Source organism: Pseudomonas sp. O39, assembly GCF_045447295.1.
Taxonomy (GTDB): Bacteria; Pseudomonadota; Gammaproteobacteria; order Pseudomonadales; family Pseudomonadaceae; genus Aquipseudomonas; species Aquipseudomonas antarctica_A.
The window spans coordinates 81,730-106,287 of the sequence record NZ_JBJGXV010000002.1; the positions used below are offsets into that span (position 1 = coordinate 81,730).

General features: G+C 60.2%; 22 protein-coding genes. All 22 read left to right on the plus strand.

Annotated elements, in window-relative coordinates; translation table 11 throughout:
* The first annotated feature begins 188 nt into the window (after nucleotides 1-188).
* The 22 genes from ACI77D_RS02810 to fliJ all read left to right on the plus strand — a co-directional run bounded on the left by ACI77D_RS02810 (nucleotide 189) and on the right by fliJ (nucleotide 24,464).
* A complete protein-coding gene (locus tag ACI77D_RS02810) occupies nucleotides 189-929 on the plus strand; it encodes a flagellar basal body rod protein FlgF (protein WP_053257324.1) in 741 nt (246 codons plus the stop codon).
* Nucleotides 930-998: 69 nt separating this feature from the next.
* Complete coding sequence (gene flgG / locus ACI77D_RS02815) at nucleotides 999-1,784, plus strand: flagellar basal-body rod protein FlgG (RefSeq protein WP_064453474.1); 786 nt, start codon at nucleotides 999-1,001, stop codon at nucleotides 1,782-1,784.
* A gap of 53 nt (nucleotides 1,785-1,837) precedes the next feature.
* Nucleotides 1,838-2,533 carry a flagellar basal body L-ring protein FlgH gene (flgH, locus tag ACI77D_RS02820; RefSeq protein WP_064453473.1) on the plus strand — a complete coding sequence of 232 codons (696 nt, stop codon included), beginning with the start codon at nucleotides 1,838-1,840 and terminating at the stop codon, nucleotides 2,531-2,533.
* Nucleotides 2,534-2,560: 27 nt separating this feature from the next.
* Nucleotides 2,561-3,649, plus strand: a complete 1,089-nt coding sequence (locus ACI77D_RS02825; RefSeq protein ID WP_162232029.1) for a flagellar basal body P-ring protein FlgI — start codon at nucleotides 2,561-2,563, stop codon at nucleotides 3,647-3,649.
* A gap of 10 nt (nucleotides 3,650-3,659) precedes the next feature.
* Nucleotides 3,660-4,919 (plus strand): flagellar assembly peptidoglycan hydrolase FlgJ, encoded by a 1,260-nt coding sequence (gene flgJ / locus ACI77D_RS02830; protein ID WP_407016013.1) that lies wholly within the window; start codon nucleotides 3,660-3,662, stop codon nucleotides 4,917-4,919.
* A 10-nt stretch (nucleotides 4,920-4,929) separates the two neighbouring features.
* The gene (flgK, locus tag ACI77D_RS02835) at nucleotides 4,930-6,966 is read left to right on the plus strand and encodes a flagellar hook-associated protein FlgK (RefSeq protein ID WP_407016014.1); all 2,037 of its coding nucleotides are present in this window, start codon (nucleotides 4,930-4,932) and stop codon (nucleotides 6,964-6,966) included.
* A gap of 14 nt (nucleotides 6,967-6,980) precedes the next feature.
* Nucleotides 6,981-8,564 (plus strand): flagellar hook-associated protein 3, encoded by a 1,584-nt coding sequence (locus tag ACI77D_RS02840; RefSeq protein ID WP_407016015.1) that lies wholly within the window; start codon nucleotides 6,981-6,983, stop codon nucleotides 8,562-8,564.
* A gap of 277 nt (nucleotides 8,565-8,841) precedes the next feature.
* Entirely contained in the window at nucleotides 8,842-9,771 is a 930-nt protein-coding gene (locus tag ACI77D_RS02845; RefSeq protein ID WP_064453469.1) for a ketoacyl-ACP synthase III, read from the plus strand.
* Between the two features lie 265 nt (nucleotides 9,772-10,036).
* Nucleotides 10,037-11,482, plus strand: coding sequence for a flagellin (locus tag ACI77D_RS02850; RefSeq protein WP_407016016.1), 1,446 nt, complete (start codon nucleotides 10,037-10,039; stop codon nucleotides 11,480-11,482).
* Between the two features lie 75 nt (nucleotides 11,483-11,557).
* The gene (locus ACI77D_RS02855; protein WP_128590691.1) at nucleotides 11,558-11,917 is read left to right on the plus strand and encodes a flagellar protein FlaG; all 360 of its coding nucleotides are present in this window, start codon (nucleotides 11,558-11,560) and stop codon (nucleotides 11,915-11,917) included.
* Between the two features lie 80 nt (nucleotides 11,918-11,997).
* Nucleotides 11,998-13,410, plus strand: coding sequence for a flagellar filament capping protein FliD (fliD, locus tag ACI77D_RS02860; protein ID WP_407016017.1), 1,413 nt, complete (start codon nucleotides 11,998-12,000; stop codon nucleotides 13,408-13,410).
* Between the two features lie 142 nt (nucleotides 13,411-13,552).
* On the plus strand, nucleotides 13,553-13,942 hold the full coding sequence (gene fliS, locus ACI77D_RS02865) for a flagellar export chaperone FliS (RefSeq protein ID WP_407016018.1): 390 nt from the start codon (nucleotides 13,553-13,555) through the stop codon (nucleotides 13,940-13,942).
* A 24-nt stretch (nucleotides 13,943-13,966) separates the two neighbouring features.
* Complete coding sequence (locus ACI77D_RS02870; RefSeq protein ID WP_259763563.1) at nucleotides 13,967-14,263, plus strand: flagellar protein FliT; 297 nt, start codon at nucleotides 13,967-13,969, stop codon at nucleotides 14,261-14,263.
* A 170-nt stretch (nucleotides 14,264-14,433) separates the two neighbouring features.
* Nucleotides 14,434-15,909 (plus strand): sigma-54 dependent transcriptional regulator, encoded by a 1,476-nt coding sequence (locus ACI77D_RS02875; RefSeq protein WP_064453465.1) that lies wholly within the window; start codon nucleotides 14,434-14,436, stop codon nucleotides 15,907-15,909.
* Between the two features lie 110 nt (nucleotides 15,910-16,019).
* Nucleotides 16,020-17,231 (plus strand): PAS domain-containing sensor histidine kinase, encoded by a 1,212-nt coding sequence (locus ACI77D_RS02880; protein WP_064454989.1) that lies wholly within the window; start codon nucleotides 16,020-16,022, stop codon nucleotides 17,229-17,231.
* A 7-nt stretch (nucleotides 17,232-17,238) separates the two neighbouring features.
* Nucleotides 17,239-18,618 (plus strand): sigma-54-dependent transcriptional regulator, encoded by a 1,380-nt coding sequence (locus tag ACI77D_RS02885; protein ID WP_407016019.1) that lies wholly within the window; start codon nucleotides 17,239-17,241, stop codon nucleotides 18,616-18,618.
* A 139-nt stretch (nucleotides 18,619-18,757) separates the two neighbouring features.
* On the plus strand, nucleotides 18,758-19,087 hold the full coding sequence (gene fliE / locus ACI77D_RS02890; protein WP_016972029.1) for a flagellar hook-basal body complex protein FliE: 330 nt from the start codon (nucleotides 18,758-18,760) through the stop codon (nucleotides 19,085-19,087).
* 16 nt (nucleotides 19,088-19,103) lie between these two features.
* On the plus strand, nucleotides 19,104-20,879 hold the full coding sequence (gene fliF, locus ACI77D_RS02895; RefSeq protein WP_064453463.1) for a flagellar basal-body MS-ring/collar protein FliF: 1,776 nt from the start codon (nucleotides 19,104-19,106) through the stop codon (nucleotides 20,877-20,879).
* On the plus strand, nucleotides 20,872-21,888 hold the full coding sequence (gene fliG / locus ACI77D_RS02900; protein WP_053257308.1) for a flagellar motor switch protein FliG: 1,017 nt from the start codon (nucleotides 20,872-20,874) through the stop codon (nucleotides 21,886-21,888). The genes fliF and fliG overlap by 8 nt, the downstream gene beginning before the upstream one ends.
* Before the next feature lie 10 nt (nucleotides 21,889-21,898).
* Nucleotides 21,899-22,663 carry a flagellar assembly protein FliH gene (gene fliH, locus ACI77D_RS02905; protein WP_407016020.1) on the plus strand — a complete coding sequence of 255 codons (765 nt, stop codon included), beginning with the start codon at nucleotides 21,899-21,901 and terminating at the stop codon, nucleotides 22,661-22,663.
* On the plus strand, nucleotides 22,653-24,011 hold the full coding sequence (gene fliI / locus ACI77D_RS02910; RefSeq protein WP_064453461.1) for a flagellar protein export ATPase FliI: 1,359 nt from the start codon (nucleotides 22,653-22,655) through the stop codon (nucleotides 24,009-24,011). Before fliH ends, fliI begins: the two co-directional genes overlap by 11 nt.
* Before the next feature lie 3 nt (nucleotides 24,012-24,014).
* Nucleotides 24,015-24,464 carry a flagellar export protein FliJ gene (gene fliJ, locus ACI77D_RS02915; protein WP_064453460.1) on the plus strand — a complete coding sequence of 150 codons (450 nt, stop codon included), beginning with the start codon at nucleotides 24,015-24,017 and terminating at the stop codon, nucleotides 24,462-24,464.
* Nucleotides 24,465-24,558: the final 94 nt, after the last annotated feature.

Genomic DNA, 24,558 nt, shown 5'->3' on the forward strand with positions numbered 1-24,558 from the left:
GTGCTTGCCGCAGGCGGCAGTAGTCCGCCGTTTTTTCGACTCTCTCCCAGCCTTGAAATCCTCACACCTCCCCGCAAACCCCCGCGCTGTCTGGACTTTTCCCTCTTTTAAAAAGTTGGTTCGCAAATTGCTTAAGCCTTATCAGTACAGCGGTGGGCGGCAAGCGTCCGTCAGAGAGAGGATAGAGCGTGGACAAGTACCTTTATGTGGCAATGACCGGCGCCAGCCAGAATGCACTGGCGCAGAAGGCCCATGCCAACAATCTGGCGAACATTTCCACCAACGGTTTCCAGCGTGACCTGGAGCAGGCGCGTTCGATGCCGGTGTTTGGTGACAGCTTTCCGGCGCGGGCGTTTGCCATGACCGAACGACCAGCCACCGATTTTTCCCCGGGCGCCATGATCGAAACCGGTCGTGACCTTGATGTGGCCGTCAACGGCAATGGCTGGATGGCCGTGCAAACGCCGGATGGCAGCGAAGCCTACGTGCGCAGCGCCAGCATGAACGTCGACGCGTTGGGCGTGCTGCGCGCCGGCAACGGCATGCCGATCATGGGCAACGGTGGCCCGATTGCCGTGCCGCCCCAGCAGAAAATCGAAGTGGGTGCCGACGGCACCATCAGCATCCGCGCCATGGGCGAAGGCCCGCGGGTGATGGCTGAAGTGGACCGCATCAAGCTGGTCCAGCCTGACCTCAAGAACATGACCAAAGGTCTGGACGGCACCATCCACACCAAGGATGGCCAGCCAGCCCAGGCCGACGCGAACGTGAAGTTGACCTCGGGCTTCCTGCAGGCGAGCAACGTCAATGCCGTTGAAGAAATGACCGCAGTGCTGTCGCTTTCCAAGCAGTTCGAGCTGCACATCAAAATGATGAACAGCGCTAAAGAAGACGACCAGGCCATGACCCGCGTATTGGCGATGAGCTGATAGCCGTTTCTGACGGAACACTAATTTTGCAGCGCAGCGCCAACAAACAGGCGCACGAAGGAGAACAGCATGCTTCCGGCTCTATGGGTTGCCAAAACAGGTTTGTCCGCCCAGGACACTAACCTGACCACCATTTCCAACAACTTGGCGAACGTGTCGACCACGGGCTTCAAACGTGACCGCGCCGAGTTCCAGGACTTGCTCTATCAGATCAAGCGCCAGCCAGGTGCCCAGTCGACCCAGGACAGCGAACTGCCGTCGGGCCTGCAACTCGGTACCGGTGTGCAAATCGTCGGCACCCAGAAGAACTTCACCGCGGGTAACCTGCAGCAAACCGGACAGCCGCTGGACATGGCCATCAACGGCAAAGGTTTTTTCCAGATCCTGCAACCGGACGGCACCACCACCTACACCCGTGACGGCACGTTCCACCTGGACGCCAATGGCCAGGTCGTTACCTCCAACGGCTTTGCCTTGGAACCGGCGATCGTCGTACCCGCCAACGCCCAGACCTTCACCGTTGGTAACGACGGCACCGTGTCCATCACCGTTGCCGGCAACCCGGCTTCGCAAGTGATCGGCAACCTGCAAACCGCCGACTTCATCAACCCGGCCGGCCTGCAAGCCATTGGTAACAACCTGTTCCTGGAGACCGCTTCCAGTGGCGCGCCGCAAATCGGCACCCCTGGCCTGAACGGTTTCGGCACCACCCTGCAAAGCACCCTGGAAACGTCCAACGTCAGCACGGTTGAGGAGATGGTCAACATGATCACCACTCAGCGCGCCTACGAGATGAACTCCAAGGTGATTTCCACCGCCGACCAGATGCTTTCGTTCGTAACGCAGAATCTGTAATCAAGTCTATGGGGCGCCTTCGACGGCGCCTGCAACACCGTGAGGTAAGGGTCATGAATCGCTATGTTTCTGTTCTGGCATTGAGTGGGATCGCCGTGCTCGCGGGCTGTGTCGCCCCGACGCCAAAACCCAATGACCCGTACTACGCGCCGGTGCTGCCGCGCACGCCCTTGCCTGCGGCGGCCAACAATGGCTCGATCTACCAGGCCGGTTTCGAACAGAACCTGTACAGCGATCGCAAGGCGTTCCGGGTCGGTGACATCATCACCATCACCTTGAACGAGAAGACCCAAGCCAGCAAAAACGCCAACTCGCAGGTGGGCAAGACCAGCAAGACGAGCATTGGCTTGACCTCGTTGTTTGGTGGCGTCCCCAATACCAATAACCCGTTGGGCAGTGGTGATCTGAGCTTGAATGCCGGCTACAGCGGCGACCGCGCCACCAATGGCAAGAGCGCGGCGGGGCAGGGTAACAGCCTCACCGGTTCGATCACCGTGACCGTCGCGGATGTGTTGCCCAACGGCATCATCGCCATCCGTGGCGAAAAGTGGATGACCCTCAATACCGGTGATGAGTTGGTGCGTATTGCCGGGATGGTGCGGGCCGATGACATTGCCACTGACAACACTGTGCCGTCGACGCGGATTGCCGACGCACGCATCACCTACTCGGGTACGGGTTCGTTTGCTGATGCCAGTCAGCCGGGCTGGTTCGACCGTTTCTTCCTTAGCCCGCTGTTCCCTTTCTAGGTGACCACTTTGAAATTCAAACAGCTGATGGCGGCGGCACTCCTGCTTTCCTTAAGCGCTGTCGCCCAGGCCGAACGCCTCAAAGACATCGCCAGCATTTCCGGCGTGCGTTCCAACCAGTTGATCGGTTACGGCCTGGTGGTAGGGCTCAATGGCACGGGTGACCAGACCACCCAAACCCCGTTCACCCTGCAGACCTTCAACAACATGCTCTCGCAGTTCGGCATCAAGGTGCCGGCGGGTTCGGGCAACGTGCAGCTGAAAAACGTCGCGGCCGTGTCCATCAGTGCTGACTTGCCGGCGTTCGCCAAGCCGGGCCAGGTGGTGGACATCACCGTATCGTCCATCGGTAACTCGAAAAGCCTGCGCGGCGGCACGCTGTTGATGACGCCGCTCAAGGGTATCGACGGTAACGTCTATGCCATCGCCCAGGGCAACCTGGTCGTGGGTGGTTTTGATGCCGAAGGCCGTGATGGCTCGAAAATTACCGTGAACGTGCCGTCTGCCGGACGGATTCCGGGTGGCGCCATGGTCGAACGCACCGTGCCCAGCGGTTTCAACCAGGGCAACAGCCTGACGTTGAACCTCAACCGTTCTGACTTCACCACCGCCAAGCGCGTGGTCGACAAGATCAACGACATGCTCGGCCCTGGCGTGGCTCAGGCCATCGATGGCGGCTCGATCCGTGTGACGGCACCGTTGGACCCAAGCCAGCGTGTCGATTACCTGTCGATCCTGGAAAACCTTGAGGTCGACCCGGGCCAGGCGGTGGCCAAGGTCATCATCAATTCGCGTACCGGCACTATCGTTATCGGCCAGAACGTCAAAGTGTCGCCGGCAGCGGTGACCCATGGCAGCCTGACTGTCACCATCACCGAAGACCCTATCGTCAGCCAGCCTGGGCCGTTGTCCAATGGCCAGACGGCGGTGGTACCTCGCTCGCGGGTTAATGCTCAGCAAGAAGCCAAGCCGATGTTCAAGTTCGGCCCCGGCACTACCCTGGACGAGATTGTCCGTGCGGTGAACCAGGTGGGCGCGGCCCCAGGCGACTTGATGGCGATCCTCGAAGCTTTGAAACAGGCCGGCGCCTTACAAGCCGACCTGATTGTGATCTGAGGCCATCGCCATGGACATGCGCAAGAGCGGGATCAGCAGCACGGCGGACTCGGGGTCTTACTCCGACTTGAACCGGCTTAACCAGCTCAAGGTCGGTGCCGACAAGAACAGCGACGGCAACATGCGCAAAGTGGCGCAGGAGTTCGAGTCGCTGTTCTTGAGCGAAATGCTCAAGTCCATGCGCTCGGCCACCGAGGCCCTCGGCAAGGACAACCCGCTGAACACCCCGGCGGCCAAGCAATATCAGGAAATGTACGACCAGCAACTGGCGGTCTCGATGTCCCGCGAAGGCGGCGGTATCGGCCTGGCCGACGTGCTGATGCGCCAGATGCAGAAGAACAAGCCAGTGGACGCCCAGGCCGCTACCTTGCAGGGCCCGGCGGCTGCCGAGCCGCTGAAGAAAGCGGATGTGCCGACGGAAATCGCGGCGGGTACCAAGGCGAATGGGCCGCTGGGTCGCTCCAATGGGCAGCGGCCTCTGTGGGCGTTCCGTGTGGCGGTCCCAGAAGGCACCAACAGCCATGCCAACGACGTGGCGCTGATGAACCAGCGCCGTATCTCCTTGCCGAGCAAGCTGACTGATCGCCTGCTCATTGGCATCGTGCCAAACGCTACCGCTGCCACCACCCCGGCAAGCGCGCCACTGCGTAACAGTGTCGCCGCCGATACGGTGATCAACAGCGCGGCGCGCAGCTTTGCCGTACCGAGCGGGCGCATGCAGGTTTATGGTCGCGCCGTTGCCCAGCCACCCTTGGCACCGGCGAAGAAGGCCTTCAGCTCGCAGGATGAATTCGTCGCCACCATGCTGCCGATGGCCAAGGCGGCCGCCGCGCGTATCGGTATCGATCCGAAGTACCTGGTGGCCCAGGCCGCGCTGGAAACCGGTTGGGGTAAGTCGGTGATGCGCGCCGAAGACGGCAGCAGCAGCCACAACCTGTTCGGTATCAAGGCCGGTCAGAGTTGGCAGGGTGCCCAGGCCCGCGCAATCACCAGTGAGTTTCGCGATGGGGCGATGGTCAAGGAGACGGCGCATTTCCGTTCCTATAACTCTTACCAGGACAGCTTCCATGACCTGGTGACACTGCTGCAAAGCAATGATCGCTATAAAGAAGTTGTGAAATCAGCCGACAACCCGGAGCAGTTTGTACGCGAGTTGCAGAAAGCCGGTTATGCAACCGATCCGGCTTACGCCAGCAAGATTTCGCAGATCGCCAAAACGATGAACAGTTACCAGAATTACGCAGCCGCTGGCGCTACCACACATTTATAAGGTCTGAATCATGAGTTTGCTCAGTATCGGGATGTCAGGGCTCAACGCCGCTCAAGGATCGCTGTCGGTCTTGAGTAACAACATTGCCAACGTCAACACCCCGGGATACTCGCGTCAGCAGACCACTCAGAACGCCAATGCCAGCAACCCCTATGGCGGCGTGTTTATCGGCAGCGGCACGACGCTGGCGGATGTGCGCCGCATTTATAACGACTTTTTGGGCGCCGCCTACCAGAGCAGCACGGCGCTCAATAGCGATGCCACTGCCTACGCGGGCCAGGCCGCAGCGATCGACAAGACCTTGTCGGACAAATCCACCGGCATGTCTGCGGTGCTCAGCGCATTTTTTGCCTCGCTGCAGACCGCCGCGGCGACGCCCAGCGACGTGTCCGCCCGGCAACTGCTGGTGACCAGTGCCCAGACCTTGAGCAACCGCTTCAACGCGATTTCCACGCAATTGACTCAGCAGAAAGAAGGCATCAACGCCCAGTTGACCACCATGAGCGATCAGGTCAACAAGCTGACGTCGTCGATTGCGTCGCTCAATGGTCAGATTTCCCAGGCCCAGGGCTCCTCGACCAGCGCGCCGGCCAACCTGCTGGATGCGCGTAACGAGGCGGTACGTTCGCTCAATGAACTGATTGGTGTCACGGCCACCGAGAAGAACGGCCAGGTCAGCATCACCACCGGCACGGGGCAGTCGCTCGTGGAGGGTAATGTCGCCAACACGATTTCAGCCGTGCCCAGCAAGACCGACAACAGCCAGTACACCATCCAGCTGAATATGGGCGACACACCGATGGACATCGGTAATGTCGTTTCCGGTGGCAGCATTGGCGGCTTGTTGCGTTACCGCAGTGATGCGCTGATGCCGGCCATCAACGACCTGGGCCGCATCGCCATCGCCACGGCGGACAGCGTCAACAGCCAGTTGGGTCAGGGTTTGGACCTCAACAGTGATTTCGGCTCTTCGCTGTTCAGCGACATCAACAGTGCAGCAGCGATTGCTCAACGTAGCCAGGCCGCCTCGGGTAACAGCGCAGGCTCCGGCAACCTGAACGTGACGATTGCCGACAGCAGCAAGCTGTCGACCTTCGACTACAAAGTCACCTTCACCAGCGGCAACCAGTACAACGTGGTGCGTTCCGATGGCAAAGCCATGGGTTCGTTCGACACCACCACCACGCCGCCGCCGGTGATTGACGGTTTCACCCTGGCCTTGAATGGCAAGGGGCCGGTCGCTGCCGGTGACAGCTTCAAGGTCAGCCCGACCGCCACGGGTGCGAGCAACATTAGTGTCGACCTCAAAGACCCGAACAAACTTGCGTTCGCTGCACCCTTGGCGGGGAATGCCAGCAAAACCAACACCGGCACCGGCGCGTTCACGTCACCGACATTAACCGTGCCGATCGATATCAACGGCGGCGCCGCCACTGCTCAATTGCGTGCCGGGATCGAAAACTCGATGCCGGTGAAGATGGTGTTCGGCAAGCCTGCGGCGGACGGCACCCAGTCCTACACGGTCAACGATGCCCAGGGCAACGCGATCGGCACCGGCAGTATCATCCCGGGGCAGGGCAACAAGGTCACCATCAATGTGCCGATGCGCGATGCCACTGGCACGTTGATCCCAGGCAAGAGCTTCAGCTTTGATACCACGGTGTCCGGTGCGCCCGCCAATGGCGACAGCACGACCTTTTCGTTCAACAGCGGTGCGACCTCCGATGGCCGTAACGCCCAGCAATTGCTGGGGTTGCAGACCAAGGCGACGGTCGGCGCGGTGGATGGCAACGCGGGCGTCAGCCTGGTCAGTGCCAATAGCCGGTTGGTGTCGCAGGTGGGCTCCAAGGCGGCCCAGGCCAACACCGACAGCACCGCCACCGGCGCCTTGCTGGCGGCGAACAAGGCGGCCAGCAACTCCGTGTCCCAGGTCAACCTGGATGAGGAGGCGGGCGACATGATCAAGTTCCAGCAGTACTACACCGCGTCGTCGCAGATCATCAAGGCTGCGCAAGAAACCTTCAGCACACTGATTAACGCCCTTTAAAGGAGTCTGGAACGATGCGTATCTCTACACAGCAGTATTTCGACACCAGCTCCAGCAAGTATCAGGATAACTATTCGGGTGTGGTGAAGGCCCAGGACCAGGCGAGTTCCGGTGTGCGTGTGCAGACCGCTGCGGACGATCCGGTTGCCGCCGCCCAATTGCTGCTGTTGCAACAGCAGAAAGACATGCTGGGGCAATACAACGGCAACATCACGACCTTGCAAAACTCGCTGACCAACGAAGAAAGTGTCCTGGCGAGCATCAACACCACCATGCAAAGCGCGCAGGGCCTGGCATTGCAGGCCGGTAACCTCAAGCTCAGCGATGATGATCGCAAGGCGATCGCCAGCCAGATAGGTGCGCTTGAAGACCAGGTGTTGGGCCTGCTCAACACCAAGGACTCCAGCGGCAACTACATGTTTTCCGGGACCAAGACCGACACGCCGCCCTACAGCCGTAACAACGATGGCACCTACACCTACCAGGGTGATGAGACGCCGCTGAGCCTGCAAGTGTCGAGCAACCTGACGATTTCTGCGGGTGATACCGGCAAGACGTTGCTGGAAAGTTCCTCCAATACCGGTCGCACCCAGGCTACCTTGTTGCCGCCTGCAGTGAATGACGGCAAGGTTGCGATCTCGGCGGGCCTGATCACCTCCGGCACCGCTTACACCAAGAGTTTTTCCGATGGTCAGCCCTATAAGTTGACCTTCTCCAGCAGTACCCAATACAGCGTGAGCGACAAGGACGGTAACGACGTTACCTCCGAGATCACCGGTAACGGCACGTTTGACTCCACCAAGGAAGGCGCCGCCAGCGTCAACCTGCGCGGGGTCAAGTTTGACATCAGCTTGAACCTCGGTCCGGACGTCGCATCGGGTGCTCCTTCTGATGCATTGGTGGCGGGCAAGGCGTTCACCCTGGAAAGCAAGCCGGATACGTTCAGCAGCTCGCGTACCGCCAGTAATCCGTCCACGGCGCAACTGACCGGCGGCCGGGTCACGGATCAGGCGAGCTACGCCAGTACCTTTCCCAACTCGGGGGCGGTGATCAAGTTCACCAGCGGCAGTGCCTACGACGTGTATGCCCAGCCGTACACGCCGAACAGCAAGTCGATTGCCTCGGGCACCATGGCCGCAGGCGCGACGTCGATTACCGCTGCCGGGGTGACGTTCGATGTGAGCGGTACGCCGGGGGCTGGTGATCAGTTTTCCATCGGCGCCACCAGCAACAAGAACATGAACGCCCTGGATACCCTGAGCCAGTTGCGCCAGGCGCTGCTAACGCCGGCCGATGGCAACCAGGTCGCCAAGAACAACCTCAAGGACGTTATCAACACCACCATCGGCAACCTGACGAACGCTTCGGCGCAGATTGACCAAGTGCGTGGTTCGATTGGTGCGCGCCAGAATGCGCTGGATATTCAGGGCCAGGAAAACACCAGCCTGGGCTTGGCCAACACCTCCACCATGTCATCGCTGGCCAACGTCGATATGGGCCAGGCTGCCATTGACCTGACGTTGCAACAGACCATGCTGCAGGCCTCACAACTGGCCTTCGTGAAGATTTCCCAGTTGAGCCTGTTCAGCCGGATGTAATCGGCGGCAGCGCAAGCGGCCCACCCTGGAAGCAGGGTGGGCCGTTGTCGTTTCTGCCGCCGGGAATGTTGCAGGGTTTTGCACAAAGCGCACAAAATTGAGTGACCTGTGAGTCATAAAGCGCATCTTCACTGTATCGTGTGAAAAGGATAAGTCGTCTTCGGGTCTTTACGCGGCGGCTTTCAGCGATATTTTTATGGGGTTATCCCCTTTATTGTCAGCGCTCCCGGCGTAGCCCGAGGGGCGTTATCCAGCTATTTAGTATTGGGAAGCCACAATGATTGGCATAAAAAGCATCGCCAGTTACGTGCCGGCAGACGGGGTTGATAACTACGCCCAGGGCGCCAAATTCGCCAAGGATGAAGATTTCATCATCGGCAAGATCGGTTCGGCGTTCCTGCCGCGCAAGGATGCTGCGCAGGAAACCTCTGATCTGTGTGTCGAGGCGGTCAACGCCTTGTTTGCGGCTAACCCGGATTTGAAGCGCGAATCCATCGACGCGCTGATCGTCGTGACGCAAAACGGCGACGAAGAGGGTTTGCCCCACACCGCTGCTATCGTTCAGGACAAGCTGGGCCTGCCGACCCACGTAGCTGCGTTCGATATCTCCCTGGGCTGCTCCGGCTATGTCTACGGCATCTATGCGATGAAGGGCTTCATGGAAGCCACCGGCCTGAAAAATGGCCTGCTGATCACCGCCGACCCGTATTCGAAGATCGTGGACCCGGAAGACCGCAACACCACCATGCTGTTCGGCGATGCCGCCACCGCCACCTGGATGGGTGAAGACGCGCCCTGGTTGCTGGGCAAGTCGAAGTTCGGTACCGACGGTTCCGGCGCGCCGCACTTGAAGGTCAGCGACGGCGTGTTTTTCATGAACGGTCGCCAAGTGTTCAACTTCGCGTTGCTCAAGGTGCCGGCGCATTTGCACGAGCTGCTCAATGAGTCTGACCTTAAGGCTGACGAAATTGACGCGTTCTGCATCCATCAGGGCAGTGCGGCGATTGTCGACGCCGTCGCGCGGCGTTTCGAAGATGCGCCCGTGGAGAAGTTCATCAAGGACATGGTCGAGACCGGCAACACGGTGTCTTCGAGCATTCCGCTGCTGCTGGAAAAGCACATGATGGATGGTGACTGGAAGCGGGTTGCCATCAGCGGGTTTGGTGTGGGCCTGTCGTGGGGTTCGGCGATTCTCTATCGCCCGTGATGCCTTGATAGGTTGCACAAAAAACGCCCAGGCTTGAAAAAGCCTGGGCGTTTTTTATTTGGCGCCAAAAAACCCAGCATTTGCTGGGCATTGAGCTATCGTAAACGCTTGAATTACAAAGGGTGGCCCCGTGCTAGTAAAAAAAATCAAAAAAGTCCTCAAGCAACTTGCATTCACGACGATAACTATTACGAAGGTTCTCTAGGCCACACCCGGCGGTTGCCAGGGCCGGAAGCCGCAGTACACCACCCACGAGGATTTCGTCATGACTTTAACAGTAAACACTAACCTTGCTTCGTTGACCGTACAGAACAACCTGAACAAGGCTTCCGGTGCCCTGCAAACCTCCATGCAGCGTCTGTCCTCCGGCCTGCGTATCAACAGCGCCAAAGACGATGCGGCCGGCCTGCAAATCTCCAACCGTCTGACCAGCCAGATCAACGGCCTGGGCGTTGCAATCAAGAACGCCAACGACGGCAGCTCGATTGCTCAGACCGCTGAAGGCGCCATGCAGCAGTCCACCAACATCCTGCAAAGCATGCGTACCCTGGCTCTGCAATCCGCCAACGGCTCGCCAAGCGCTGACGACCGTAAGTCGAACCAGGCTCAATACGCAGCACTGACTGCTGAATTGACCCGTATCGCTACCACCACTACTTTCGGTGGCAAGAACCTGCTGGACGGTTCTTTCGGTACCACTTCGTTCCAGGTCGGCGCCAACGCCAACCAGACCATCGACATGAGCATCGGTAACGTTGCAGCCAACAACATTGGTTCGCAGCAGCTGAAAACCCAATCCCTGACGCCTTCGGCAACAGGTATTGCTGGTGGCGCGATCACCGTTACCGGTGGTGGCCAGTCTGCAACCGTTACCCTGGCAGCTGGCGCTTCCGCCAAGCAGATCGCTGCTCAAATGAACGGCGCCGTCGGCGGCCTGGCTGCTACCGCCAGCACCGAAGCTCAGTTCACCGTGAACGCGGCTACCATTGGTGCTGCTACTCCTCCGAACGCTAACTTCACCCTGCAAGTGGGCAGCGGTGCAGCCGTTCAGTTCACTGGCGTGACCAGCACTTCCGACCTGGCTAGCCAACTGGCGTCCAACGCTGCCAAGCTGGGCATCAGCGTTAACTACGATTCGTCGACCAACGCTCTGTCGGTCAAGTCTGACACCGGTGAGAACCTGACCTTCAACGCTGGTGACGGCGGTGCTGCTGGTATCTCGGTTGCAACCAAAGACGGCACCGGTACCTACGGTACTGCTACTGCACTGGCCGCCACCGCTATCGTTGCTACCGGTGCTGTTTCGCTGAACTCCTCCAGCAGCTACGCGCTGAACGGCGCTGGTGTAGCCGGTGTGTTCGCTGCCGGTGCTGCTACCGCTGCCAACTCCACCAAAACCACCGTCAACAACACCGACGTTACTACCGCTGCCAACGCGCAAAACGCGATCGACGTGATCACCCAGGCGATCTCGGACATCGACTCCCAGCGTGCCGGCCTCGGTGCTGTACAAAACCGTTTCGACAACACCGTTGCCAACCTGCAGAGCATCTCCGACAACTCCAGCGCCGCTCGCGGTCAGATCCAGGACGTTGACTACGCTGCTGAAACTGCTCAGTTGACCAAGCAACAAACCCTGCAACAGGCTTCCACTGCGATCCTGTCTCAGGCCAACCAACTGCCATCCGCTGTACTGAAGCTGCTTCAGTAATAGCAATGGGTAGATGACTGACGGAAGGGCGCGTTTACGTGCCCTTTTGTCTTTTGCGTGATGAGGAGATTGGACATGGACATGAGCGTCAAGTTGAACCTGTCTTATCCGGCAGCGGCGCCGCAAAGTGCTCCTGCTCCAGTAAGTGCCGGTCCGCAGAAAACCAAGGTAGACCCTACGGTTGCCACGGTCGAACCCAAGCAGGACTCGAAGCCGTCCGACCTTGAACAGGCGGTCACGGATATTCGCAAATTCGTCCAGGCTGCCCAGCGCAACCTGGATTTTTCCATTGATGACACCACCCATCAGGTGGTAGTCAAGGTCATTGCGACCGACAGCGGCGAGGTGATTCGGCAGATCCCTTCGGAAACTGCGTTGAAACTCGCACAAAGCCTTCACGACGCCAGCAGCGTGTTGTTTGACGCCAAAGTCTGAGCTGGCATGAATTTTGTTGCTGAAGCTGCTTGAGGCGTCGTACGTCAAGAAAGCGCCAGCCCCGGATCAGGAGAACAGTCATGGGTGATATTACGGTTAGCGGCCCAGTTACGAACATCGATACCCAGTCGATCGTGACGGCATTGGTGAACGCGGAACAAGCACCCAAGCAGTCGCAGATCAACAAGCAGACGCAGACGTCGACCGCTCAGCTGTCCTCGATCGGCAAGATTCAAGCAGCACTGGATGCGTTCCGCGGCGCCATGGACAACATGGCCAAAGACGCCAGTATCGGCGGTTTGTCGGCCACGACCTCGGATAACAACGTATCGGCCATCACCCTGGGGGCCGGTGCCTCCGCCGGTAGTTACCAACTGGTGGTCAATCAGTTGGCGACGGCCTCGAAGGTCGCTACCCAGACTTTTGCAGCCGGGACGAAGGCTGTCGTCAATACCGGCACTACGTCGACCACCCTGGAGATCTCCCAGTCCGGCAAGAGCTATGGTGTGAGCGTTCCGCCAGGTGCGACGTTGCAGCAGGTGCGTGACTCGATCAACGCGCAATACAGCAGTGCAGGCTTGAGTGCCAACATCCTGACTGACGCCACCGGTTCCCGCTTGGTCATGACGTCGACCAATACCGGCGTCGGTACCGACATTACCCTTGGCGGTAACTCTGGCCTGGAAGCCGGAACGTCCGTCGTGACCGTGCCGAAGAATGCACAGTACACCATTGACGGCACCGCTCAGGAATCCAAGAGCAACACCTTGGGTGACGCGATCAGTGGCGTGAGTATCAAGTTGACGGCTGTGTCGCCTCTGCCTGCCGGTTCTACAGATCCGCTGCCCGCAGGCTCCACCGTTACGCGCCTGAGTTCGACCATTACCATCGCGCGAAGCACTGACACCCTCAAGAGTTCGGTCAAGGGCTTTGTCGACACCTATAACGCCTTGATGACGGCGATGAACACTGAGACCGCCGTGACCACCAATGCCGATGGTTCCACGACGTCTGCTGCGCTGACGGGCGACGCTACCCTACGTACCCTGTCCTCGGCCGTACGTAGCGAGCTGAACGCGTTGGGTGGTACGGGGGCGTTGAAGTCCCTGGCCCAGTTTGGTGTGAACACTGACCAGAAGACCGGCAAGCTCAGCATTGACGATAAGTTGTTCAGTGCCGCGATCGCGACCAACCCCACTGACATTGGCGGCATTTTCAACGGTGACACGGGGCTGCTGGCTCGGATGAAGTCCGCGACCGACAGCTATGCGCTCAGTGGCACCGGGGTTCTCGCCACGCGTACGTCGACACTGTCGGCAAACATCAAGGACCTGCAAAACCAGCAGGACACCCTGACTGCGCGCATGGCTGCATTGAAGACGAGCCTGACCGCCAAATATACCACGATGAACAACTTGGTTGCCCAGCTCACCAGTCAACGTTCCAGCGTCATGACCACGCTTAACGCGCTGAATAGTCCGAAGACCAGTTGATCCTCAATGAGGCCGCCCGGCGAGGTGATTAACTTTGTCGGGCGTGACCTTCGCAAGACCACCGGCTTAAAGTTTTTTGCGACGCCGTCGACATAATAGTCAGAACCCTTTCTTTTAGTGTTGCCTGTCACGAGGTAGAAACATGAATCCCATGAGAGCCCTTCGCCAATATCAGAAGGTCAATTCCCATGCCCAGGTCTCCGAGGCCACTCCACACCGTCTGGTCCAGATGCTGATGGAAGGCGCGTTGGATCGCATGGCTCAGGCCAAGGGCGCCATGGCTCGTGGTGATATCGCGCAAAAAGGCCTGCTGCTGGGCAAGGCGATCGACATCCTGATTGGTTTGCGTGACGGCCTGAACCCGGAAAAAACCGATGATCCGGCCGCGTTGCAGCAATTGGATAACCTGTATGCCTACATGACCACGCGCTTGCTGGAAGCAAACAGCAAAAGCGATGTCGCCATGATCGACGAAGTAGCCGGCCTGATGATTACGCTTAAGGAAGGCTGGGACGGTATTGCAACGCTGTAGGCCTCTGGGCCTGAGGATGATGTCATGAGCCACGCCCTGCAACGGATTGACGAGACCCGCGAAGCCTTGGTCGATGCATTGGCCAAACGTAACTGGGACGCTATCGGCGAACTGGATTTGGGTTGCCGTGCGGTGATCGATGAGGCGCTCAATAATGCGCCGGTGGACGAAGACGCCCTGCGGGAAAAACTGGAGAGTCTGCTGGCGGTATATCAGCAGTTGCTTGAGGTAACGACGGGCGAGCGCCAGGCGATTTTCGAAGAGATGTCGCAGATCAATCGAGCGCAAAGTGCGTCAAAGGTTTACCATCTGTTCGGCTGAATGGGCTCAGTTAATCCGAACGGCGCGTCATATATTTGACTGTGCCAGCATTTTTGACTTAACTAGTGCTGTTTTCAGATTTCAGACGTCTAGTAATGTAAGAAGTCTTACAGGCGTCTAGATTGCCCTCACTCTGGGGCAGAGCGTTTTACTAGGGAAGTTGCTATTGCATGTGGCGTGAAACCAAAATTCTGCTGATTGATGACGATAGCGTCCGCCGCCGCGATTTAGCGGTAATTTTGAATTTTCTTGGCGAAGAAAATTTGCCCTGCGGCAGCCATGATTGGCAGCAGGCGGTCAGCTCGTTGTCATCGAGCCGTGAAGTCATTTGTGTGCTGATCGGGACGGTAAACGCTCCTGGCGCAGTTCTAGGCCTGTTAAAGACACTGTCGACCTGGGATGAGTTCCTTCCGGTGTTGCTAATGGGTGATATTTCTTCCGTGGATCTGCCGGAAGACCAGCGCCGCCGTGTGCTTTCCACCCTGGAAATGCCGCCCAGCTACAGCAAATTGCTCGACTCCCTGCACCGTGCCCAGGTCTATCGCGAGATGTACGACCAGGCCCGCGAGCGCGGCCGTCACCGCGAACCCAACCTGTTCCGCAGCCTCGTCGGCACCAGTCGTGCGATCCAGCACGTGCGCCAGATGATGCAACAAGTGGCCGATACCGACGCCAGTGTTTTGATCCTCGGCGAGTCGGGCACTGGCAAGGAAGTGGTCGCGCGCAACCTGCACTATCACTCCAAGCGCCGCGACGGACCCTTTGTGCCGGTCAACTGCGGGGCGATCCCGGCAGAGCTGCTGGAAAGCGAATTGTTCGGCCACGAGAAAGGCGCCTTTACCGGGGCAATCACCAGCCGTGCCGGGCGTTTCGAGCTGGCCAATGGCGGTACGTTGTTCCTCGATGAAATCGGCGACATGCCGCTGCCGATGCAGGTCAAGCTGCTGCGTGTACTGCAGGAGCGCACCTTCGAGCGCGTGGGCAGCAACAAGACCCAGAGCGTCGACGTGCGCATCATCGCCGCTACGCACAAGAACCTCGAAAGCATGATCGAGGTCGGCAGCTTCCGCGAAGATTTGTACTACCGCCTCAATGTATTCCCAATCGAGATGGCTCCGCTGCGTGAGCGCGTAGAAGACATCCCGTTGCTGATGAACGAACTGATTTCGCGCATGGAGCACGAAAAGCGCGGCTCGATCCGCTTCAACTCCGCCGCGATCATGTCGCTGTGCCGTCACGGCTGGCCGGGCAACGTCCGTGAGCTGGCCAACCTGGTGGAGCGCATGGCGATCATGCACCCCTATGGCGTGATCGGCGTGGTCGAGTTACCGAAGAAATTCCGCTACGTCGATGACGAAGACGAGCAACTGGTGGACAGCCTGCGCACCGACCTCGAAGAGCGCGTCGCCATTAACGGCCACACGCCGGACTTCGGTTCCACCGCCATGCTGCCGCCGGAAGGCCTGGACCTGAAGGACTACCTCGGTAGCCTGGAACAGGGCCTGATCCAGCAGGCTCTGGACGATGCCAACGGTATCGTCGCGCGCGCCGCCGAGCGCCTGCGCATCCGTCGCACGACCCTGGTTGAGAAGATGCGCAAGTACGGTATGAGCCGTCGAGAAGGTGATGAACAGGCGGATGATTGACGCCTGTTTTTCAAGTGACTGAAAAATAAGCCTATTATTTTAGGCACGGGTATTGCTACAGCCCTCGCAACGTTCCGTTTAACTGACGGTCAGCCAAGCGAGAGAGCATGATGCCCCACGCCGCCCAACTTTCTTCAGCCCCTGCTATCCCGGGGCTCGTTCCGTCCGCAGAGCCGCTTACCCGGCAGGGTCTTGAGCAGGCGTTCTCGCAGTTCAGCCAGATGTCGAGTCAACTGACTGACTCCTACAGCTTGCTGGAAGCCCGGGTGTCCGAGCTCAAAGGCGAGCTGGCGGTGGTGAGCGCTCAGCGCATGGAAGAGCTGGCCGAGAAAGAGCGTCTGGCCAACCGCCTGCAAAATCTCCTCGACCTGTTGCCCGGTGGCGTGATCGTCATTGATGAAATGGGCCATGTTCGCGAAGCCAACCCGGCCGCGCGCGACTTGTTGGGCGAACCGCTGGAAGGTGAGCTGTGGCGCCACGTCATCACCCGATGCTTCGCACCGCGTGAGGACGACGGTCACGAAATCTCCCTCAAGGATGGTCGTCGCCTGTCCATCGCCACCCGCTCCCTGGACGCCGAGCCCGGCCAGTTGGTGCTGCTCAACGACTTGACTGAAACCCGTCACCTGCAAGACCAGCTGGCGCGCCATGAGCGTTTGTCGTCGTTGGGGCGGATGGTCGCTTCTTTGGCGCATCAGATCCGTACGCCGCTCTCGGCGGCGTTGATCTACGCCAGTCATTTGACTGATGAGCAACTGCCGGCCGCCACCCACCAACGATTTGCCGGCCGCCTCAAGGAGCGCCTGCACGAATTGGAGCACCAGGTACGCGACATGCTGGTGTTTGCCCGCGGCGAACTACCGCTGACCGACCGCATCACGCCGTCCGAGTTGCTGCAGTCGCTGCAATCGGCGGCGGCTACCCATATCCATGATGCCAATGTGCGCTGGCAGTGCGACAGCCACCTCGGCGAGTTGCTGTGCAATCGCGACACGCTGGTCGGTGCTTTGCTCAACCTGATCGAAAACGCCACCCAGGCCAGCGGCCCGGGTGCACGCCTCAAGGTGCACCTGTACAGCCGCGAGCAAACCTTGCGGCTGTGTATCAGCGACAGCGGCAGTGGCATCGACCCGGTGGTGTTGCAACGCCTGGGCGAACCCTTTTTTACCACCAAGACTAACGGCACTGGCCTCGGCCTGACCGTGGTCAAGGCGGTGGCACGGGCCCATCAGGGAGAATTGCAACTGCATTCCCGGTTGGGGCGTGGCACGTGTGCATTGATGACCTTGCCGCTGTTTTCCAGCGCGGCAAGCGCGGAGTAAAAGGACTATGGCTATCAAGGTTTTATTGGTGGAAGACGATCGCGCCCTGCGTGAAGCATTGGCTGACACGCTGCTGTTGGCGGGCCATGACTACCGGGCGGTCGGTTCTGCCGAGGAGGCCTTGGAGGCTGTTGATCAGGAGTCCTTCAGCTTGGTGGTCAGCGACGTGAACATGCCCGGGATGGACGGCCATCAGTTGCTCGGCCTGCTGCGCGCGCGCCAGCCGCAACTGCCAGTGTTGTTGATGACCGCCCATGGCGCCGTGGAGCGGGCCGTGGATGCCATGCGCCAGGGCGCGGCGGATTACCTGGTCAAACCGTTTGAACCCAAAGCCCTGATCGAGCTGGTCGCCCGGCATGCCCTGGGCGTGGTCTCGGCTGCCGAAGGCGAAGGCCCGATTGCCTTCGAACCTGCCAGCGCACAGTTGCTGGAATTGGCCGCCCGTGTGGCGCGCAGTGATTCAACCGTGCTGATATCCGGCGAGTCCGGCACCGGTAAAGAGGTGCTGGCACGCTATATCCACCAGCAGTCCGGTCGCGCCAAGCAACCCTTCATCGCCATAAACTGCGCGGCCATCCCCGACAACATGCTCGAAGCCACCTTGTTCGGTCACGAGAAGGGCTCGTTCACCGGCGCCATTGCGGCCCAGGCCGGCAAGTTCGAACAGGCCGACGGCGGCACCATCCTGCTCGACGAAATCTCGGAAATGCCCCTGGGTCTGCAAGCCAAGCTGCTGCGGGTGTTGCAGGAGCGTGAAGTAGAGCGCGTCGGTGCGCGCAAGCCGATTCAGCTGGATATCCGCGTGGTCGCCACCACCAACCGTGACCTGGCGGGCGAAGTGGCGGCCGGGCGCTTTAGGGAAGATTTGTTTTACCGGCTGTCAGTCTTTCCTCTGGCCTGGCGCCCATTGCGTGAGCGCCCGGCGGACATCATCCCGCTGGCCGAACGCCTGCTGAACAACCACGTCAAAAAAATGAAGCACGCCCAGGCACGGCTGTCGGCTGAAGCACAGGCCTGCCTGATCAGCTACCCATGGCCCGGCAACGTGCGGGAGCTGGACAACGCGATCCAGCGTGCGTTGATTTTGCAGCAGGGCGGTTTGATCCAGCCCCAAGACTTCTGCCTCGCCATGGGCAGTGGCGCGGCACCCTTGCCGAGTCTTGCGCCGTCGCCTGTGGCGGTTGCCGAAGCCGAGTCCGGCGGTGCGTTGGGTGATGACCTGCGGCGCCGCGAATTCCAGATGATCATCGACACCCTGCGTGCCGAGCGCGGCCGCCGCAAAGAAGCGGCCGAACGCCTGGGCATCAGCCCGCGCACCTTGCGCTACAAGCTGGCGCAGATGCGCGATGCCGGGATGGATGTGGAAGCCTACCTTTTCGCGACCTGACAACCGCGCCTTACAACTAGGCCGACAGGGTTTGTCGCCTTTTCTTACGAATCGCCACGGATCTGGCACCCTTGTTGCTACCACTCTAGTAACCGCTGCGTAGTGTCAAAAAATTGCGGGTCGTCGGAGAGAGAAGGTCATGAGCCAGGGTATTGAGTTCAATCGGTTGATGTTGGATATGCGCTCCATGCAAATGGATGCCATGGCTCAACCGAAATCCGTCGCGCCAGCGCCGGAATTGGGCCAAAGCAGTTTTGCCGACATGCTCGGTCAGGCAATCAACAAAGTCAGTGATACCCAGCAAGCCTCGAACCAGTTGGCGACCGCCTTCGAAATCGGCAAAAGCGGCGTGGACCTCACCGATGTGATGGTCGCCTCGCAAAAGGCCAGTGTTTCCTTCCAGGCCTTGACCCAAGTGCGTAACAAGCTGGTTCAGGCTTATCAAGACATCATGCAGATGCCGGTTTAAGGACGAGATTTAAGTCATGGCAGAAGCAGTCGTGGACAACGTACCCGCCAAGACAGACGGCAAGCCGCCGCTGTTTGGTTTGTCGTTCCTGGAAAACCTCTCCGAGATGACCATGTTGCGTCAGGTGGGCCTGATGGTCGGCCTGGCTGCCAGCGTGGCGATTGGTTTTGCCGTGGTGCTGTGGTCGCAGCAACCTGATTACCGCCCGCTGTACGGCAGCCTGGCCGGCATGGATTCCAAGCAGATCATGGAAACCCTGGCCGCCGCCGACATCGCCTACACCGTAGAACCCAACTCCGGCGCCTTGCTGGTCAAGGCCGACGACGTCGCCCGTGCACGCATGAAGCTGGCCGCCGCCGGCGTGACGCCGTCCGACAGCAATATCGGTTTTGAAATCCTCGACAAGGACCAGGGCCTGGGTACCAGCCAGTTCATGGAAGCCACTCGCTACCGTCGTGGTCTGGAAGGCGAACTGGCGCGCACCATCTCAAGCCTCAATAACGTCAAAGGCGCCCGCGTGCACCTGGCGATTCCGAAGAGTTCGGTGTTTGTGCGTGATGAACGCAAGCCGAGCGCCTCGGTGCTGGTGGAACTGTTTTCCGGCCGCTCCCTGGAGCCTGGCCAGGTTCTGGCGATCATCAATCTGGTGGCCACCAGCGTTCCCGAATTGAGCAAATCGCAAATTACCGTGGTCGACCAGAAGGGCAACCTGCTGTCGGACATGGCGGAAAATTCCGCGCTGACCCAAGCCGGCAAGCAGTTCGACTACAGCCGCCGCATGGAAAGCATGCTCACCCAGCGCGTGCATAACATTTTGCAGCCGGTGCTGGGCAACGACCGCTACAAGGCTGAAGTGTCTGCCGACGTGGACTTCAGCGCGGTCGAATCGACCTCTGAACAGTTCAACCCGGACCAGCCGGCCCTGCGCAGCGAGCAGTCCACCAGCGAACAACGCACCGCCAGCAATGGCCCGCAAGGTGTGCCGGGTGCCCTGAGCAACCAGCCACCGGCGCCTGCCTCGGCGCCGCAAACCACCGGTGGCGCCGCTGCGACCGCCGGTGCGATCCAGCCTGGCCAGCCATTGTTGGACGCCAACGGTCAGCAGATCATGGACCCGGCCACCGGCCAGCCGATGCTCGCGCCATACCCGGCGGACAAGCGTAACCAGTCGACCAAGAACTTCGAACTCGACCGTTCCATCAGCCACACCAAGCAGCAGCAGGGCAAAATCAATCGCCTGTCGGTGTCGGTGGTGGTCGATGACCAAGTCAAGGTCAACGCCGCTGACGGCGCTGTTACCCGTGCGCCGTGGAGTGCCGACGAACTGGCGCGCTTCACTCGCCTGGTGCAGGACGCCGTTGGTTTCGACGCCAGCCGGGGTGACAGCGTCAGCGTGATCAACATGCCGTTCTCGGTCGAGCGTGGCGAAGTCATCACTGACCCTGCGTTCTACACGCAGCCGTGGTTCTGGGACATCGTCAAGCAAGTGCTGGGTGTGTTGTTCATCCTGGTGCTGGTGTTTGGCGTACTGCGTCCGGTGCTCAACAACATCACCGGCCACGGCAAGAAGCAGCTTGCTCTTGCAGGAAGCGACGTCGAGTTGGGTGGCATGGGCGGCCTGGACGGCGAACTGGCCAACGACCGCGTCAGCCTGGGCGGCCCGCAAAGTATTCTGTTGCCAAGCCCGAGCGAAGGCTATGACGCTCAGCTGAATGCAATCAAGAGTCTGGTAGCAGAAGACCCGGGCCGTGTGGCTCAGGTCGTGAAAGAGTGGATTAACGCAGATGAATGATCGAGCCGCTGTTGCCAAGCTCACCAAAGTCGATAAAGCCGCAGTCCTGCTGCTGTCCTTGGGTGAGACCGACGCCGCACAAGTGCTGCGCCACATGGGCCCCAAAGAGGTTCAGCGCGTGGGCGTGGCCATGGCGCAGATGCGCAATGTGCACCGTGAGCAAGTCGAGCAGGTGATGAGCGAGTTCGTCGAGATTGTCGGCGACCAGACCAGCCTGGGCGTCGGTTCCGACAGCTATATCCGCAAGATGCTCACCTCGGCCCTGGGCGAAGACAAGGCCAACGGCCTGATCGACCGCATCCTGCTCGGCGGCAACACCAGTGGCCTCGACAGCCTGAAATGGATGGAGCCGCGCGCCGTGGCTGATGTGATCCGCTACGAGCACCCGCAGATCCAGGCCATCGTGGTGGCCTACCTCGACCCGGACCAGGCCGGTGAAGTGCTCGGCCACTTCGACCATAAAGTGCGCCTGGACATCATCCTGCGCGTGTCGTCGCTGAACACCGTGCAGCCGGCCGCGCTGAAAGAACTCAACACGATTCTCGAGAAGCAGTTCTCGGGCAACTCGAATGCCTCGCGTACCACCCTGGGTGGCATCAAGCGCGCGGCCGACATCATGAACTTCCTCGACAGCTCGGTCGAAGGCCAGTTGATGGACTCGATCCGCGAGATCGACGACACCCTGTCCGGCCAGATCGAAGACCTCATGTTCGTGTTCAACAACCTCTCCGATGTCGACGACCGTGGCATCCAGGCGTTGCTGCGTGAGGTCTCGTCCGACGTTTTGGTACTGGCCCTCAAGGGCTCGGACGAAGGTGTCAAAGAGAAGATCTTCAAGAACATGTCCAAGCGCGCGTCCGAACTGTTGCGCGACGACCTGGAAGCCAAAGGCCCGGTACGCGTCAGCGACGTGGAAACCGCCCAGAAGGAAATCCTCACCATTGCCCGCCGTATGGCCGAAGCCGGAGAAATCGTTCTCGGCGGGAAGGGCGGCGAAGAAATGATCTAAGGCGCTTCCCATGTCGAACAAAGATGAGACGCCCAGCGATCTGATTCGCGCGCGGGATGTCGGCGGGTTCGACATCTGGTCGTTGCCCAGTTTCGACCCGCATGTGCCCGTGCCGGAACCAGAGCTGGTCGAAGAACCGCCTGCGCAAATGGAAGAAGTGCCGCTGGATGAAGTCCAGCCACTGACCCTTGAAGAATTGGAAGCCATCCGTCAGGAGGCCTACAACGAAGGTTTCGCAGCGGGTGAAAAAGACGGTTTTCGCAGCACCACGCTCAAGGTGCGCCAGGAAGCCGAAGAGGCCTTGAGCGTCAAGCTGGCCAGCCTGGAACGCTTGATGGGCAGCCTGTTCGACCCAATCGCCGAACAGGATTCGCAACTGGAAAAATCCATGGTCGGCCTGGTTGAGCACATCGCTCGCCAGGTGATCCAGCGCGAGCTGGTGCTCGATTCCAGCCAAATCGAAAGCGTGATGCGCGAAGCTCTCAAGCTGCTGCCCTTGGGTGTTGGCAATGTGCGGTTGTACATCAATCCCCAGGATTTCGAACAGGTCAAAGCCCTGCGCGAGCGCCATGAAGAAACCTGGCGCATTGTCGAGGACGCGGCGTTGCAGCCCGGTGGTTGCCGCGTCGAGACCGAACACAGCCGCATCGATGCCACGGTGGAAACCCGTATCAGCCAGATCATGGCCAAGCTCTTCGATCAACTCCATGAACAGGTCTTGCACCCGGCCGAGCCAGACTTGAGCGTGGACCTGGACGCCCCCGATGCGCCTTGATCGCACCAGTTTCGCCAAGCGCCTGAGCGGCTACGCCGAGGCCACCGAGTTGCCTGGCCATCCCATTCTTGAAGGGCGCCTGTTGCGCATGGTCGGCCTGACCCTCGAAGCCGAAGGCCTGCGCGCCGCCATGGGCAGCCGCTGCCTGGTGATCAACGACGACAGCTACCACCCGGTGCAGGTCGAAGCCGAAGTGATGGGCTTTTCCGGCAGCAAGATTTTCCTGATGCCGGTCGGCAGCCTGGCGGGCATCGCCCCCGGCGCCCGCGTGGTGCCGCTGGCCGATACCGGCCGCCTGCCGATGGGCATGAGCATGCTCGGCCGAGTGCTGGACGGCGCCGGTCGCGCGCTGGACGGCAAGGGCGGCATGAAGGCCGAAGACTGGGTGCCGATGGACGGCCCGACCATCAACCCGCTCAATCGCAACCCGATCAGCGTGCCGCTGGACGTGGGTATCCGCAGCATCAACGGTTTATTGACGGTCGGTCGCGGCCAGCGTCTGGGCCTGTTTGCCGGTACTGGCGTGGGTAAGTCCGTGCTGCTCGGCATGATGACGCGCTTTACCGAGGCCGACATCATCGTGGTCGGGCTGATCGGTGAGCGGGGCCGTGAAGTAAAGGAATTCATCGAGCACAGCCTCGGTGAAGAAGGCCTCAAGCGCTCGGTGGTGGTGGCGTCCCCCGCGGACGATGCACCGCTGATGCGCTTGCGCGCCGCGATGTACTGCACGCGCATCGCCGAATATTTTCGCGACAAGGGCAAGAATGTCCTGTTGCTGATGGACTCGCTCACGCGTTTCGCCCAGGCCCAGCGTGAAATCGCCCTGGCCATCGGCGAACCGCCTGCCACCAAAGGCTACCCGCCGTCGGTGTTTGCCAAGCTGCCCAAGCTGGTGGAACGTGCCGGTAATGCCGAGGCCGGGGGCGGCTCGATAACGGCGTTCTACACCGTGTTGTCCGAAGGCGATGACCAGCAGGACCCGATTGCCGACTCGGCGCGGGGCGTGCTCGACGGGCACATCGTGCTATCGCGGCGGCTGGCGGAGGAGGGGCACTATCCGGCCATCGATATCGAAGCATCGATCAGCCGGGTGATGCCGGCCGTGGTCACGCCGGAGCACATGGCCCGCGCGCAACATTTCAAACAGCTGTGGTCGCGTTATCAGCAGAGCCGCGACCTGATCAGCGTCGGCGCCTACGTGGCCGGTGGCGATCGCGAAACCGACCTGGCGATTGCCCTGCAACCGCAACTGGTGACCTACCTGCGCCAGGGCCTCAACGACAAGATCAGCATGGGTGAAAGCGAAGCGCACCTGGGCTCGATCTTCGCCCCGGCGCCAGGCGGCTAAGCCATGGCCAGTACCCGTTCGTCGCGCCTCGCGCCGGTGGTGGACATGGCCGAAAAAGCCGAAAAAGCCGCTGTCCAGCGCCTGGGTTACTTCCAGGGCCAGGTGCGCCTGGCGGAAAGCAAGCTGGGCGACCTGGAACGCTTTCGTGGCGAATACCAGCAGCAGTGGATCGACCGCGGCAGCAAGGGCGTGTCCGGCCAGTGGCTGATGGGCTACCAGGGCTTTCTCAACCAGCTGGAAACTGCCGTTGGCCAGCAGCGCCAGAGCCTGGCCTGGCACCAGAACAACCTCGATAAGGCCCGCGAGAGCTGGCAGGCGGCATTTGCCCGTGTGGAAGGTTTGCGCAAGCTGGTGCAGCGCTATATCGACGAAGCGCGGGCGATTGAAGACAAGCGCGAGCAAAAGTTGCTCGATGAGCTATCACAACGTCTTCCCCGTCAATCGCCGTACTAACGGCCACCACCGGCCCACTGTGGGAGCCGGGCTTGCCCGCGATGCAGGCGATGAGGTGTACCAGTGACACTGCGGTGATGCTATCGCAGGCAAG